Below are 15,850 nucleotides of genomic sequence, written 5' to 3'. Positions count from 1 at the left end.
TGAAATTGGCGGGGTGATAATGTGTACGACACTATAGTAATCGGGGCTGGTCAAGCAGGGATCTCGATAGGATATTATCTTAAGCAGTCCGATCAAAAGTTTATCATTTTGGATAAAAGTCATGAGGTGGGGGAGAGCTGGAAAGATCGGTATGACTCATTAGTTTTATTTACTTCTCGAATGTATAGCTCTTTGCCTGGAATGCATCTTGAAGGAGAAAAACATGGATTTCCTTCAAAAAATGAAATTGTTGCTTATCTAAAGAAGTATGTTAAAAAATTTGAAATTCCAATCCAATTACGGACAGAAGTAATAAGTGTCCTAAAAATAAAGAATCATTTCTTAATAAAAACAAATCGGGAAGAATATCAAACGAAGAATCTTGTCATTGCTACAGGTCCTTTTCATACCCCTAATATTCCATCAATATCAAAGGATTTAGCCGATCATATTAATCAACTACACTCATCACAATATAAGAATTCAAAACAATTGGCATATGGAAATGTACTAGTAGTTGGTGGTGGGAATAGTGGTGCTCAAATAGCTGTTGAATTATCCAAAGAAAGAGTTACATATTTAGCCTGTAGTAATAAACTAGTTTATTTCCCTTTAATGATCGGAAAAAGAAGCATCTTTTGGTGGTTTGATAAATTAGGAGTTTTACATGCAAGTCATACATCAATAGTAGGCAAATTCATTCAAAAGAAAGGTGATCCAGTATTTGGGCATGAATTAAAACATGCAATAAAACAGAAGGAGATTATCTTAAAAAAAAGAGTCATTGCCGCAAAGCAAAATGAAATCATTTTTAAAGATTCATCTACATTAGAAGTAAACAATATTATTTGGGCTACGGGTTTTAGGAATCCCCTATGTTGGATAAATATAAAAGGTGTTTTGAATAAAGAAGGCCGAATCATACATCATAGAGGTGTTTCACCTGTAGAAGGATTGTACTTTATAGGTTTGCCTTGGCAGCATAAGCGAGGTTCAGCGTTGCTTCAAGGCGTAGGAAATGATGCTGAATACATTGTAAAACAAATGAACGGTGAATAAACGAAGTAGAGCAGTAACTCACATGTTTACTGCTCTACTTTTGTGTAAATAAGTTTACTGATGTTACTGTGTAATGCCGCAAAAGTATCACTGTTGACTTATGAATAAGAGGTACCCTGGCTCACTGATTGTGCAACCTTCTGCCGTACTTCCCGTGCTAAATGTGTAGCACGTAAGGTTGCCTCCCAAATAGTTGGATGAACTGTAGAATGACTGACTGATAATGCCCGTTGTGTGTATGGGACCATTGGTCTTAGGAGACTTTCTGCCTCGTCTACCGATGACGCGTATTGTTGACCGGATGCTCTTCGAAGGTCTGCTATAGCAGCAGGGAAGTTTGACCATAGGCGAAGTATCGAATTCATGCAGCCTACCATAAGAGGGAAATGAGGCGCGCGTCCTTGTCCGGAGGCTAGAAGCTCCGCCGCACCTAAGGCAGAATAAACGTGATAACTCAATGGAGTAAGGTATTTCGCGTGCACAATATGAAGTTCACGTAATCCCCAGGTATCTGGAAGAAATCTGAATTCTGAACTCATGCCGCATCCTAGAGCAAGAGCCCTGCTAACCACTCTCAAGTCTTTCACAACTGTAGCCATTGACTCTTTGAAGGAGGATGAGTGTATTGGAATTTGGCGAATAGTATATAAAAGGCTTCGCATTTCATTATTTGCTTGACTTAAATCAAGGTGTTGACGAAAATCGTAATAATAATCATACGGTTTGGATGGAAAATGCATATCTGTACCCCTTTCATTGAAGACTTTTAGGCAGGATATGCACCTAGCTTGTTTATTGATCAAGGCAATCGCCCAAAATAATCTTATAAAAAATGACATTTCTAACTTGCTAATAAAAGCCTTCATTGAATGAAGGTTTACATATGTAGAAAGTGATTTGCTTCACGCAATAAAAGCATCCCTAACTTTTCTGATAATATACTTCTGCTATATTAAGGGACTCTTTTAGTATATGTAAAAAGCGATTTTTTAAATCGCTTTTTTTGCCCAAAATAATGTTAACCTCTAACTTCTTTATCAGTAAGAACTTTTAAAGCATCTCTTACTTTTAATGCGAAGTTGATAGGTTTATCAATTGATTCGAAATGAATATACATCAGTCTTGGTTTATCAAACAACCAGTGATTATGAAGTGACGTTACAATAAGATCATGTTCTCGAAGCACACTGATAAATGGATTGATTTCTTTTTGGAGAATCACGGTTTCACCACTACAAAGAGCACGGCCATCTTTTGTCATTGATTCAAATGAAAACATCTGAGGAATGAGTAAAAATGATCTTCCTGGTCTTCCTAGTACTTCTGGTTTTATATTCGTTCGTGATCTCATCACTGTACAAATTCCATTTTCAAAAGTATGCATGGTTCCACCTAGAATATCGTTGAATTCGTCACAAAGACCATGCTGTTTAATCATTTCACCATCAACTTTTGCTTCCGCACGGACTGTTCTCTTGATAAGAACTTTCATAGCCTCCCTGACTTTTCTTGCAAAGGTGAGAGGTTCGTCTATTGATTCAAAATGCATAAACATCAGACGTGGCTTATCAAACAGCCAATGGTTATGAACGGCAGTTACAATAATACCAAATTCGCGTAACTCAGTCATAAACGGGTTCACTTCTTCTTGAAGTAAAACAGTCTCACCTAAACATAAAGCTCTGCCATTCCGATCCATGCTTTCAAATGAAAAGGCTTGAGGAATAAAAGGAAATGCTTCTGCTCTTCTTCCAAGTACCACTGGATGAATGTTGTTTCGAAATCTTGTAGCCGTACATACACCATTTACGACACTAGGTGTTGAATTGAGAATCCTTGCAAATTCCCTACAAAGTTGAGATGGCTCCATGCCCATTTCTTCCACTGAATATCTCCTCCTGAATAAATTTACTACTTACTATAAACATATGTGGAAATGGAAAAAATGTAACACGGCATTAGTCTATACAGGGGAAATCCACTTCTTATTTAATCCTCTAAAAAAAAAATTAGTAGCCACAATGGTGTGGTTTTCTTACATGGAAATATGTAGTGTGGCGTCCATGACACATCTTTACTATCTGGCAACGAAAAACAATACCTATTTGTACCCCTTTACAAGAATCATTCATTGTAAACGCTAATAAGCAAATGTGGTTTAATAGGCTTTGGAATATAAAACAAAATTCTCTTATTGAGGATCTTGTGGAGCGTATAAGACAAATGCCTAAAATTAAATTCGAATAAATCTATAAAAAGCGTCTGTAATAAAACTTTTCATAAAATAGAATTGATGATAATGCCCATTTCGCCAAATCTACCACCTCTTGTTTCTTGAAAACCTGGGTCTGCGAATCTAACGATAATGATAGTCGCGGTCTATTTTAAGGGGTTGTTGCGTATCTAGGATAACTGCTTGAGTCAAATATGCCTTTATTTGTCCATGGCCTTTTTCGGTTGCTGTAAAGAGTGGTCAATGATGTATCGTTTGCTCAATCATGGTTAAGTTAACTTCGTCAAGTTAATCAACCTGTCTGCTGCTGATCGTTTAGAAAACACTGGAAAGAGCTTTAATATGACGGTATAAAATCCTTTGAGTAACAGAAAATTAATGGAAAAAGGTTCGCTGAAAGGAGGAGCAATATGATGGAGAAAAAAATTGAAAACAAAACATCCTTGGTTTGGAAAATGGCGATTGCATCTGCTGTTTCTTGGGAAGTGGCAAAACTAGTGGGCTCTGAACACCCATATTTAGCACCTCTATCCGTTATATTATGTTTGCAAACGACCATAGATAAGTCAATTCGATTTTCTCTTCATCGTATTGTGGGAACTGCCATTGGGGTCATTTTAACAGCCTATCTTGTTAGTCACTTACATATGAATGGTTTGATATTAGGCCTATTAATGTTAGGTGGGACCTACATTGCAAAGTGGTTAAGATTAGATGAAACGGTTTTACATCAGGTAGCCCTCACCATTTTATTAGTATTCACGTTTGAACGAAACTCTAAAGATTATGCAATGGATCGAATAATCGATACGATGATCGGCGTCATCATCGCCATTTTGGTTCATATGTTCTTTTTTCCGCCAAACTATACAAAAAAGGCAGCGGAATCTTTTCAGAAATTAGCTCATCAGCTTTCTGACATACTTTTAGAACTTTCCAAATGGGTTCAATCTGAGTGGGGACAAGGAAAAGGGGACTTAGTGGAGTATAAAATGAACAATCTCCTACAGGAGTTACATACGACAAAAGAAATGTTACAAACGGCTTCTCAGAGCTTAAAATTCAACCCAATCAGTAAAAAGCATAAAATCATTCTTTCAAGATATCAAATACAGATGCAAAAGATGAATGCAGGATATGAGTATATATCAAATATAGTGAAAACGTTAAAAGAATGGGAAAAAGAAGGGGCTTTATCTTCAAGCGACAAAATGGAGTTGGGCAATGATTTAAAAATGTTAAGTGAATTTTTTGATGATTTTAAAGGAATACAACAGGGTGAAATAAACAATTGGAAACAGAACGAACAGAAAATGCTATTGGAATCTCTCCGTTCAAAAATGCTGTTGTACCCACCGCCTAATCATAAGGTCTATAAAGACTCTTTTTTTTTAGAAACCATTAAATTGCTGAAAAACTTATAATATTTTTTCGGAAAAAGAATATGGATATACAGATGTAGATGTAATGAGGTAAAAGCGGGGGAGTAAAATGGATGATATCCACCGAATTTTGGATGTAATCGCCGATTCTAAGAATGCTATGGTATTGGCTACCATAATTAAAGTAGAGGGGTCCGCTTATAAAAAAGAAGGGGCCTCCATGTTAATTTTAGGGGACAAAACAAGAGTTGGAATGTTATCTGCCGGTTGTTTAGAAGAAGATCTTGTTGAAAGGGCAGAGCGAGTTTGGGCTACAGGAGAGCCCTTGATTGTTCATTTTGATATGAGTGAGGAGGACGATTTATCCTGGGGACAGGGAGTTGGCTGTAATGGTGTTTTGACGGTTTTACTCGAGCCTGTAAAAGGGGAATTAGAAAAAAATCTTAGGATAGTAAAGAAATACTTAGATGTAAAAAAGTCTGTTACTCGAATGAAACGATTTACTAAAAACTTAGAGTCAAGGGAAGATATGTATATCGTTGAAGACGGCAGCGTGTTTGGAACTGAGGATGTTAAGGAACTAGGCTATATTCAAAAACTGAGAAATAAGAATCCCCTTTATGATATGGAAAAGGGAATCAAAAGGGATGAACATACGTCTGATTTATTTTTTATCCATCAGATGGTTCCAAAACCTTGTTTATATATCTTTGGAGCAGGGGAAGATGCTAAGCCATTAGTTTCTTTGGCAGCTGATATAGGCTTTCATGTCACAGTGATTGACTGGCGTCCTGCTTTATGTCATAGCGGCCATTTTCCTAAAGCCAACGATTTGATTGTAGGAGTACTGGAAGAAGTAATGGAGGGTCTGAGCATTACACAAAGGGATTTTATAGTCATTATGACACACAGCTTTCAAAAAGATCAGATCATTTTACATAAATTTAAAAATATGGATGTGTTTTATAAAGGTGTATTAGGCCCTAGGAGGCGTACGGACCGGCTATTAGGTGGGGCTGAGATTCCAGAAGATATTCATTCCCCCATTGGGCTTCCCATTGGGGCACAAGGCCCTGAGGAAATTGCGATAAGTATTGTTGGCGAGATGATTAAAAAAATGCGAAAACAAAGGTCTACCTCATGAAAACAGTAGCCATTTATCTGGCAGCTGGTACAAGCAGACGTATGGGGACGGATAAGCGAAGTTTACTTCTTAATGGAGTCTCCCTAGGAAGTCTGGCTCTTAAAAATGCCTTATTATCTAAACTAGATCATATTTTCGTTATCACTAGAAAGGGAGATTCACTCCATTGGCTTTCGGCATTTTTCTTTTTATATCCAATGTCAAATAAGTGGAGTCAGGTGGAATGTGAGCAAGCGGATAAGGGACAAAGCCGCTCCATACAATGTGGTTTAAAAAGAGCATTAGAGTATGAGGCTGATGCCGTTATCATTATCCTTGCAGATCAGCCATTTGTCACCGCAGATATTATCAATACGTTAATTGATTCCTACCAAAGGGAGCACCACTATTCATTTATAGCTGCTGAAAATCAACATCTTCCTATGCCCCCTATCTTATTCTCAAATCAATGTTTTCCAATATTACATCAGTTAAAGGGAGATCAAGGCGCTCGGTATGTCATCCGTGAACGTATGATAAATACGGGAAAAATGATCAACTTTCAAGACCCTTTGCTTTTTTATGACGTAGATACAGTTGAAGACTACACTTTACTACTGAATAAATTCGGGGAGTGAATGAGTTGGAGTATATCGGGAAAAGTGTTATTCGAAAAGAGGCCCTTGAAAAAGTGACAGGAAAGGCGAAATATACAAATGATTTTGAAGAAACTTGTACATTACACGCAAAAATGTTGATTAGTCCATATGCTCATGCCAATATTGCTTCTATTGACTTTTCGGAAGCTTGGAAGATTCCTGGAGTGAGAGCGATATTGGGCGATGAACCTTTTCCGCTTGTAGGTGAAGAAATTAAAGACAGGTCGCCGATTGCTTATAAAAAAGTTAGATACCATGGTGAGCCAGTTGCTGTTGTTGTTGCGGAAAATCCAATCATAGCTAAAAAGGCAGTGTGTGCCATCAAAGTGTCCTATGAACCTCTTCCCGTCGTCAATTCCCCCCGTGGAGCCTTCCAGAAGAATGCTCCCCTCGTCCATGAACATTTGGACAGTTATGAGAAGAAGGAAGGTGTATACCCAGTTCCAAAGACAAATATCGCAAACCTAAATAAAATTAGAAAAGGAAACATTGAAGAAGGGTTTAGGGAAAGTGATGTGGTAGCAGAGTTTCAAATTTCCTTTAATCCTTCTGATCACGCTGCTATGGAAACAAGATGCTCGATTGCTGAAATTCGAGCGGATGGGGAGATTATCATTACCACATCCTCTCAAGCTCCTTTTGCCATAAAAAAATTAATGGAGTGGTATTTTGGAATTGAACCTGGAAAGGTAATCGTCAAAACACCTTTAGTAGGAGGGGCATACGGGGGAAAAGCAGCAGTTCAGTTAGAGGTTATTGCATATTTGGCATCAAAAGCAGTAGGAGGCCAGCCCGTAAAATTATTTAATTCGAGAGAAGAGGATATGATCACATCTCCTGTTCATATCGGATTGGATGCTATTGTCAAATTAGGAGCAACAAAAGATGGAATCTTAAAGGCGGCAGACATTCAATTTTTATTTGATGGCGGAGCTTACTCCGATAAAGGCGTTGACGTCAGCCGAGCTGGAGCGGTTGATTGTACGGGTCCATACGCAATCGACCATATATGGTGTGATTCATATTGTATGTATACGAATCATCCGTATCCCAGTGCATTTAGAGGCTATAGTCATGCTGAAGTTTTATTTGCCTTTGAGCGAACGATGGATGTATTGGCAGAAAAGCTAAACATAGATCCATTAGAACTTCGCTATAAAAATGCCATTCGTCCTGGTGATACTACACCTACTCAAGTTCTTCTCAATTCAAGCACGGTCGGAAATGTACCAAAATGCATTGAAAGATTGAAGGAATTAATGAATTGGGACGAGGGGCAGAGAATTGAAATCGATGATCGGAAGATACGGGCAAAGGGAATGAGCTGCATTTGGAAAACCTCGACATTTGATACAAATGCAACATCTGGGGTTATTTTAACCTTTAATCCTGATGGAAGCATTAATTTGATGTCAGGGGTAGTGGAAATAGGAACAGGGACAAAAACAGTGTTAGCCCAAATCTTAGCGGAACGAATGAAAATGGATATAAGTAAAATTCACGTAAAAATGCTTGTAGATACACAAACAACACCTGAGCATTGGAAAACTGTAGGAAGCAGAGGGACTTTAATGGGAGGAAGAGCCGTACTAAATGCGGCGGATGAAGCCATTCGAAAGCTTAAGGAAGTGGCATCATGTGTTTTAAGAGTTCCTGTCGAGGAATTAGAAGTGGCTGATGGAAAGGTTTATTTTTTAGATAATCCTAATGTAAATATTGAAATAAAAGACATTGCTTACGGATATACATTTCCTAATGGAAATACCATTGGCGGCCAAATTATTGCGAGCGGCAACTACACATTAACCCGGATGACGAATTTAGACCGAGAAACAGGAAAAGGAAAGCCGGGTCCCGAGTGGGCTGTAGGTGCTCAGGGAATTGAAGTTGAGTTAGATAAATTGGATTATACGTATCGAATTACAAAAGCCTACTCTGTTGTGGATATAGGAACTGTATTGAATGAAAAAGCTGCAAGGGGTCAAGTGATGGGGGCGATGAGTATGGGAATCGCATTTGGAGGAAGAGAAACCTTTGTATTTGATCCATATGGAAGAGTATTAAATCCTCAACTTAGAACGTACAGACCCCTTCGCTATGGAGAGCATCCTGAATATATCATTGAATTTATTGAAACTCCGCATATTATTGCACCTTATGGGGCACGTGGCGGCGGGGAACATGGACTGTTGGGGATGCCAGCAGCATTAGGAAATTGCCTTTCTGCTGCTTTAGGTGTCCAATTGAATCATCTTCCTCTTATTCCTGAACGATTATGGAGGACGCAAGAGGGGTGGAAAGATGATACCGTTTGATTTTGAATACTTTAAACCGAAGACAATTCAAGAAACAACCAATCTATTTCACTCTCTTGTGGCCGAAAAGAAAACACCTTTGTATTATTCTGGCGGCACAGAAATTATAACGTTAGGAAGGTTGAATCTCATATATACGGATGCAGTTATAGATATTAATGCACTTCCGGAATTTCATACTATCCGTTTTTATGAAAATGATCTCGTGATCGGAGCAGGTGTGTCATTAACGAAAGTGGAGGAAGAAAATCCATTTCCGTTATTAAGTAAAACAGTAAGTGAAATTGCCGACCGGACGGCTCGAAATAAAATCAGCTTGGGTGGAAATATTTGCGGAGACATATATTACCGTGAGGCAGTCTTGCCGTTGTTAATTTCCGATAGTTTGGTAGGGGTTGCAGGGAGAGCAGGGCTTCGTTACCATCCTATAAATAAAGTGTTTAACAGGGAAATACAATTACAAAAAGGGGATTTTTTATTTCATATCCTTATCGATCGAACGTACGTTGACTTGCCATTTGTCAGTATCAAAAGAAGACAGCAGTGGAATGTCGGGTATCCATTGGTGACAGTCTGTGCGCTGAAAAAAGATGATGAGATCAGAATGGCCTTCAGCGGCGTATGTCCCTTTCCGTTTCGTTCTGCTGAAATGGAGGCTGTGCTTAACGATAAAAGCCGATCAGCAGAAGAAAGAGTACGCAGGTCTTTACAGTATGTACCCAAACCTATTCTTGATGATGCAGAAGGCTCAATTGAATATCGAATATTTGTTTTGCAACATACAATCTTAGATGCCTTACATGAATTAGAAGGAGGCCCAAATGTCTAATCCTATTACATTAAAAATAAATGGTAAGGAAAGACAGATTACCGTCAGACCAGCCGATACTTTGTTATATGCCCTTCGTCTTCGTCTTGGATTAACTGGTTCAAAGCCAGGCTGCTTAAATGGTGATTGCGGCGCCTGTACGGTATTAATGGATGGGGTACCAATGAAATCTTGTTTAATGCTTGCAGTAGAAGGGGAAGGAAAGAATATTACGACAATTGAAGGACTTATCAATACGCCAATTCAAAAGGCTTTTATTGAAAAATTTGCGTTTCAATGTGGTTATTGTACACCAGGTTTTCTCATGAATTGCCATGCTTTAGTGAATACTGAGCCGAATGCTAGTGATGAAACGATCAAAAATTGGCTGGAGTCCAATATTTGCAGATGTACGGGTTATAGGGAGATTGAAGAAGCGGTTAAATCGGTTTTACATACAGGGAAAGGGGCTCATTAGCCCGTTTATCTTGCGATTGTACGGAGAACTATAATACATTTGATTTGTGCTTGTAGATCTCTACCATCTAACCTCAATTGTTTTGAACTATGAATCATAAACATCTACAAATCCTTAAGTCCAATCTTTAGACTGCAGTTTGTTAAGTTTTCTAGAGAGAGGAATGTTTTGTTTACTTTTAGTTAGAGGATTTATGTTAAAGAGCTGTGATTTGCAAGTTAAATTGGCGTCAGGGAGATGGTTATATGACAACATATCACATTGGAGTTTTACATGGAGATGGAATCGGCCCGGAAATTGTGAAAGCAACAACCTTGGTATTGGAGGCTGCAGCTCAAAAAGCAGATGTGTCCTTGGATTTAATTGATTTACCAATGGGATGGGATGCAATAAAAAAATATAATGATCCGATGCCTGCTTTTGTGAAAGAAGAATTAGAGAAGTGTCATGGCTGGATTTTAGGCCCGCATGATTCTGCTGCATATCCAGAGGAACACAAAGAAAAACGAAATCCGAGTGGAGAACTTCGTCATCATTTTGACCTTTATGCCAATATAAGGCCAGCAAAGACTATACCTGGAATTAAAAGCATAGCAGGAGAAGCTGATTTGGTTATTTATCGTGAAAATACTGAAGGGTTCTATGCTGACAGAAATATGTATATTGGTGTAGGGGAATGGCAAATTACTTCAGAGGTGGCTGTATCAACAGGGGTTTTTACTAAAAAAGCGATTGCACGTATCGCGCATGCAGCATTTCAAGGTGCGATGGATCGCCGTAAGAAAGTTACCATCGTCCACAAAGCGAATGTCATAAGACTTGGATCGGGTCTCTTTTTGAATACGTGCCGTGAAGTTGCAGAGCAATACCCGGAAGTAGAAGTAGATGATTATCATATTGATGCGATGGCGGCGCATTTAGTTCGTCGTGCACAAGATTTTGATGTTATCGTGACGGAAAATATGTTTGGGGATATTCTGTCAGATTTAACAGGGGAATTAGTTGGCAGCTTAGGGCTTGCACCGTCAATTAATTCAAACGCAAAGCAGGCAATGGCACAGGCTGCTCACGGTTCGGCACCTGATATTGCAGGAGAAAATATCGCAAACCCTATTGGAATTATGCTTTCTACCGCTATGTTGTTTAAATGGCTCAATACTCAATATCGCGATAAAAAGCTGAAAGAAGTTGCGGAATTAATGGAAGATTCTCTCTTTGGAACTGTTAAGGCTGGAATCAAAACAAGAGATCTTGGAGGTCAATCTTCAACACTAGAGTTTGCAGAATTAATTGCAGAGCGGATCAGCCTTTAAGGTGAAAAAATGAGAGTTTAGCAAGGGATGTGTAGTTACGATCAAAACACCAATGATTTGAGACGAAATGGTGTTTTTTAATCATCAGGACAAACAGTTATTACATAGCACTACTGAGATAGAGGAGTAAACCATGAGTTTGCTCCTCTTTTTTTAATGCTAACGATGATTCTTGTTAACCTATATAGGGAAGATTAAAGGAATAACCCGAATTTTTAAAAAATATATATTCATATATATGTTGTATCAGGTTAGAATGCTCAATAACAGATTTGAAATAATACATACGCATTAATGGACTTCATTGAGGAGCAGATTTATATGGGGCAATCATAGCCAAAATCGTACAGAATGACCACCATCATCATTAAATTTTTTATTTGAGTGAGAAGATCAACTAGCATTTTGCATAATATATCTTGAAGGAATTGTTACTTATCTAAAGAAAATATGTTGAAACAGAAATGTATAGGCGTGGTTCAGCGTTGCTTCAAGGCGTAGGAAATGATGCTGAATACATTGTAAAACAAATGAACGGTGAATAAACGAAGCAGAGCAGTAACTCACATGTTTACTGCTCTATTTTTTGCGTGAATAAGGGTAGCGAAGTGGAGATGCGCCTTCTCTTTTATTTAAGAAGTTAGAACATAGAAATAGAAAAAGCACTTTAAGACATACTCATATTTTTATGTTCAACAATGGTCTTAAGGAGGCTGCGCATTGAATTTGTCAGGTACGCATCTTTATGGCGTATAAAGATTGTTGAGATACAGCTATCTTTCTCAGGCAATGGGTGACAATAAACCTTACCTTGTGCAGCTAGATGCATAACAGCAGATTCCGGTACCACTGTTATACCGAGTCCAAGTGCAACACTATTTAAGATTGTCTCCAGGATGTTAAATTCCATCATTCTGTTTGGGAGCACACCTTCATCTTTGAGCCATTGTTCAAGCCTAGACCGATACCCGCACCCCTGATTAAAAACAAGAATCGGAGTCGTTGAAAAATCCTCTATATTAAACGTTTTGTTACTGGTTACTAGAGTAAGTTTTTCAGTATAAACATCATACTGTTCCAGAATAGAATGTTTCAAAGGGCCTGAAATAAAAGCTCCGTCTAATTCGTGATTCATGACCTTTTTAATAAGTTCCTCTGTTAGACCAGCCTGCAATGATAAATCCACATTAGGATACTTTTTATAATAGGAAGCTATGATGGTCGGCAGTATCCTCACTGTTTCCACTGTACCGATTTTTAATATTCCAGACGGTATATCAGTATCTAGAAAGACTTGCTCCAGTTCTTCAACATCTTTCAAAATTTTGTTAACGTATTCAATCATTTTTCGGCCCTCTGGGCTTAGTGAAACCCCTTTTTTATGGCGATTGAAAAGAGGTGTTTTGAGCTCATTCTCTAATTGCTTAATCCGCGCAGTTACATTAGATTGTACATAATTTAACTCTTTTGCAGCACCGGTAATACTCTTGTGATGGGCTACGCATTTGAAAATTTGTAAGTCTCGCAGTTCCATGAAGATCCTCCCCCCTTCATTAAAGTATCATTATTAATGATGTTTTTCATCACTTTTGTTCATTTTACTTGATGCTTACTTCTTTTTATAATTCTCATTGTAATTTTAAAGAAAAGGAGGGGAATTCAATGAAAAAAAGTCAATTATTCATTGGTGCCCTTACATGTTTAGTAGCAAGTATGTCTTGGGGCGCGATGTTTCCAGTTGCAGATCATGCATTAGAATTTATTGATCCGTTTTATTTTTCATTTATTCGCTACGGTGTGGTAACGATTATGTTAGTGATTTTATTATTAGTGAGAGAAGGAAAAAAATCATTTCATTTAGAGGGTAAAGCAAAATGGATCATTTTATTTGGGGTGATGGCGTTTACTGTATACAATGTTCTTATTTTTTTAGGTCAAAGGTTGATGGGGAAGTCTGGAATTATGACAGCATCCATTGCCGAGGCACTCATGCCGATGCTTTCAATTGTTATTCTATGGGGATATAAACATGTGAAACCTAAAAAATACACAATGATCAGTATATTGATTGCCTTTTTGGGGGCTTCGATGGTCATAACCAAAGGTAATATAAGTTTCTTTTTTTCATTGGGGGATCATCTATTCTCGCTACTCTTTATATTAATTGGTGTTTTAGGGTGGGTTGTCTACACAATGGGGGGACAGATATTCCAAGAGTGGTCCACACTTCGTTATTCAACATTGACATGTTTATTCGGCACAGCTATAACAGGAATCGTGACAGCTATATTTACCGCGCAAGGTTACGTGTCGGTACCGAGTATTAAAGTGATTGCAGCAATTAAGTATGATTTTTTATTTATGATTACTTTACCAGGTATCATAGCCCTCCTTAGTTGGAACTATGGCATTAAAATCCTATCATCCATTAATGGGATTTTATTTATTAACTTTGTCCCCATTACTACATTGTTAATCATGGTGATCAAAGGATATAACATAACTGCATTTGATATAGTAGGAACACTGTTTGTCATTATTGGACTCATTTTAAATAACATATATCAGCGTAAGGAAGATTATAAGCAGGTATTGAAAAAAGAAAAAACAAATTTGACTATCACTTAGACGGTGGGGGATTTAAAATGTTTGAAGGTTTATTGTTTTTCATTTCAGCTGGAATTGTCTGTGAACTTGCTGCAATTAATAGAAATGGCCGCAAAAATATAAAGCAACAGGCGGAATTGATTCAAATTTTAAAAGAAAACCTTAATAAAGACATTAAATAAATCAAGACGGTTGGATATTATTGAAACACACCAGAAAATTCAGGTGTGTTTTTATTTTGCTTTCTATTTTAAGTCTTAAAACGTCACCAATCGCTAGTTGAATACTATGGGAACCACTCTCCATACGGAAAAGATGATTATTTACATCATTCAGAGTTGATTTTAGGTTCTTTTGAACTTATGATGTTATATATACTGTTTTTTGTTTATTCAGAAAAAACGAATGTTATAAAAATAAAAGAAAATATTCACATCGGAGGTGTACGCCTTACTAGGTAAGGCAAATCATTGACAACCATTAACCTTATCATCTTTACTCTTTTAATTGTCTTAACAGCATTTTTTGTTGCGACTGAATTTGCGATAGTAAAGATCAGGTCATCAAAAATTGACCAACTCATATTAGAGGGAAAAAAAGGTGCCGTATCAGCCAAAAAGGTCATTACTCATTTGGACGAATATTTGTCAGCTTGTCAATTAGGGATCACGGTTACAGCGTTGGGAATTGGCTGGGTTGGAGAATCGACTTTTGAAGTGATTTTGCACCCCTTATTTGCTCATTTTCATGTAAGTGAAACAGTCTCACATGTATTGATCTTAGTGATTGCTTTTGTGATGGCGACTTTTTTGCACGTTGTAGTTGGAGAACTTGCTCCTAAAACACTCGCTATCCAAAAAGCGGAAACCATCACTCTTTTGACTGCAAAGCCAATTATTTGGTTTTACCGCATCCTGTTCCCTTTTATATGGTTTTTAAATGGTTCAGCCCGGTTTATAGTAGGACTCTTCGGTTTGAAACCTGCATCAGAACATGAACTTGCTCATTCTGAAGAAGAACTGCGCATCTTACTGTCTGAAAGCTATAAGAGCGGTGAAATCAATAAAAATGAGTTGAAATATGTAAATAATATTTTTGAATTTGATGAAAGAATCGCCAAAGAAATTATGATTCCGAGAAGAGAGATCGTAGCGATTTCTAGTGAGGATTCTTATGAAACTATTGTTAAGACCATTAAGACAGAGAGTTATACAAGGTACCCAGTCCTAAATGGAGATAAAGATTCAATCATTGGTTTTATCAATGCTAAAGAATTCTTGTCAGCTTATATTGACACAGACCAGAAGATAAAAGAGGATTTCAAGTTAGAAAATCATATCAACCCTGTTATCCATGTTATTGAATCCGTTCCAATTCATGATTTATTGGTAAAAATGCAAAAAGAGCGAACACATATCGCTATTCTTGTGGATGAATATGGCGGCACTTCAGGTTTAGTCACTGCTGAAGATATTCTTGAAGAAATTGTCGGGGAAATCAGAGATGAATTTGATAAAGATGAAGTGCCTGATATTAGAAAAGTAAATGATAATCACTTTATCTTAGATTCGAAAGTGCTCATTGAGGATGTAAATGATTTATTGGGAACGACGTTAGCAAGTGACGAAGTGGATACGATAGGCGGCTGGTTTATGACTCAACAAATAGACGCTGCAGTTGGATCCGTTATAGAAGCCGATGGGTATATTTTTAAAGTGCACAAAACAGTTGGCCGGCATATTAATTATTTAGAAATTGTCCGAAAAAAAGAATAACATCTAGATAAAGCACATGAGATTTTGACTAATAAGATGCTTAAAGCCTGAGATGAAATTTTCATCCAGGCTTTTTTAAACAATGATCTTGCAGTTTA

13 protein-coding genes and 1 pseudogene are annotated in these 15,850 nt (G+C 37.6%); 12 read left to right on the top strand and 2 right to left on the bottom strand.

All coding sequences use genetic code 11. The features are described 5' to 3' along the window. Positions 1-21 precede the first annotated feature (21 nt). Complete coding sequence (locus tag NYE56_RS13205) at positions 22-1,059, top strand: flavin-containing monooxygenase (protein ID WP_217019454.1); 1,038 nt, start codon at positions 22-24, stop codon at positions 1,057-1,059. A gap of 1,018 nt (positions 1,060-2,077) precedes the next feature. Here NYE56_RS13205 and NYE56_RS13200 read toward each other — a convergent pair. Then, a complete protein-coding gene (locus NYE56_RS13200; protein ID WP_024571956.1) occupies positions 2,078-2,944 on the bottom strand; it encodes a DUF1259 domain-containing protein in 867 nt (288 codons plus the stop codon). Positions 2,945-3,702: 758 nt separating this feature from the next. Between NYE56_RS13200 and NYE56_RS13195 the strand changes: the two genes are divergently transcribed. The 8 genes and pseudogenes from NYE56_RS13195 to NYE56_RS21345 all read left to right on the top strand — a co-directional run. Then, positions 3,703-4,716 carry an FUSC family protein gene (locus NYE56_RS13195; RefSeq protein WP_335450932.1) on the top strand — a complete coding sequence of 338 codons (1,014 nt, stop codon included), beginning with the start codon at positions 3,703-3,705 and terminating at the stop codon, positions 4,714-4,716. 67 nt (positions 4,717-4,783) lie between these two features. After that, complete coding sequence (locus tag NYE56_RS13190) at positions 4,784-5,818, top strand: XdhC family protein (protein ID WP_335450930.1); 1,035 nt, start codon at positions 4,784-4,786, stop codon at positions 5,816-5,818. Next, the gene (locus NYE56_RS13185; RefSeq protein ID WP_268555589.1) at positions 5,815-6,435 is read left to right on the top strand and encodes an NTP transferase domain-containing protein; all 621 of its coding nucleotides are present in this window, start codon (positions 5,815-5,817) and stop codon (positions 6,433-6,435) included. The genes NYE56_RS13190 and NYE56_RS13185 overlap by 4 nt, the downstream gene beginning before the upstream one ends. A 5-nt stretch (positions 6,436-6,440) precedes the next feature. Next, a complete protein-coding gene (locus NYE56_RS13180) occupies positions 6,441-8,771 on the top strand; it encodes a xanthine dehydrogenase family protein molybdopterin-binding subunit (protein WP_341283968.1) in 2,331 nt (776 codons plus the stop codon). Beyond that, positions 8,758-9,600 carry an FAD binding domain-containing protein gene (locus NYE56_RS13175; RefSeq protein ID WP_341283967.1) on the top strand — a complete coding sequence of 281 codons (843 nt, stop codon included), beginning with the start codon at positions 8,758-8,760 and terminating at the stop codon, positions 9,598-9,600. Before NYE56_RS13180 ends, NYE56_RS13175 begins: the two co-directional genes overlap by 14 nt. Beyond that, positions 9,593-10,057 carry a (2Fe-2S)-binding protein gene (locus tag NYE56_RS13170; RefSeq protein WP_063335475.1) on the top strand — a complete coding sequence of 155 codons (465 nt, stop codon included), beginning with the start codon at positions 9,593-9,595 and terminating at the stop codon, positions 10,055-10,057. Before NYE56_RS13175 ends, NYE56_RS13170 begins: the two co-directional genes overlap by 8 nt. Before the next feature lie 245 nt (positions 10,058-10,302). After that, positions 10,303-11,370 (top strand): isocitrate/isopropylmalate dehydrogenase family protein, encoded by a 1,068-nt coding sequence (locus tag NYE56_RS13165; protein ID WP_268555586.1) that lies wholly within the window; start codon positions 10,303-10,305, stop codon positions 11,368-11,370. Positions 11,371-11,837: 467 nt separating this feature from the next. After that, a pseudogene (locus NYE56_RS21345) lies at positions 11,838-11,915 on the top strand (hypothetical protein); the annotation flags it as partial. Between the two features lie 122 nt (positions 11,916-12,037). Here the strand turns inward: NYE56_RS21345 and czcR are convergent. Continuing rightward, a complete protein-coding gene (czcR, locus tag NYE56_RS13160; protein ID WP_015384170.1) occupies positions 12,038-12,904 on the bottom strand; it encodes a LysR family transcriptional regulator CzcR in 867 nt (288 codons plus the stop codon). A 128-nt stretch (positions 12,905-13,032) separates the two neighbouring features. On the opposite strand from czcR, the gene NYE56_RS13155 reads away from it, so the two are divergent. The 3 genes from NYE56_RS13155 (at position 13,033) to NYE56_RS13145 (ending at position 15,752) form a co-directional block, all read left to right on the top strand. Beyond that, entirely contained in the window at positions 13,033-13,998 is a 966-nt protein-coding gene (locus NYE56_RS13155; RefSeq protein ID WP_268555584.1) for a DMT family transporter, read from the top strand. Between the two features lie 17 nt (positions 13,999-14,015). Continuing rightward, positions 14,016-14,159 carry a YrzO family protein gene (locus NYE56_RS13150; RefSeq protein ID WP_014477437.1) on the top strand — a complete coding sequence of 48 codons (144 nt, stop codon included), beginning with the start codon at positions 14,016-14,018 and terminating at the stop codon, positions 14,157-14,159. A 288-nt stretch (positions 14,160-14,447) separates the two neighbouring features. After that, positions 14,448-15,752, top strand: coding sequence for a hemolysin family protein (locus NYE56_RS13145; RefSeq protein ID WP_341283966.1), 1,305 nt, complete (start codon positions 14,448-14,450; stop codon positions 15,750-15,752). Positions 15,753-15,850 lie beyond the last annotated feature (98 nt).

Source organism: Bacillus sp. FSL R5-0603, from assembly GCF_038050295.1.
In the GTDB taxonomy this organism is placed as follows: domain Bacteria; phylum Bacillota; class Bacilli; order Bacillales; family Bacillaceae; genus Bacillus; species Bacillus subtilis.
The sequence above is the reverse complement of the archived record's forward strand: the minus strand, read 5'-3'. Positions and strand labels throughout refer to the sequence as shown.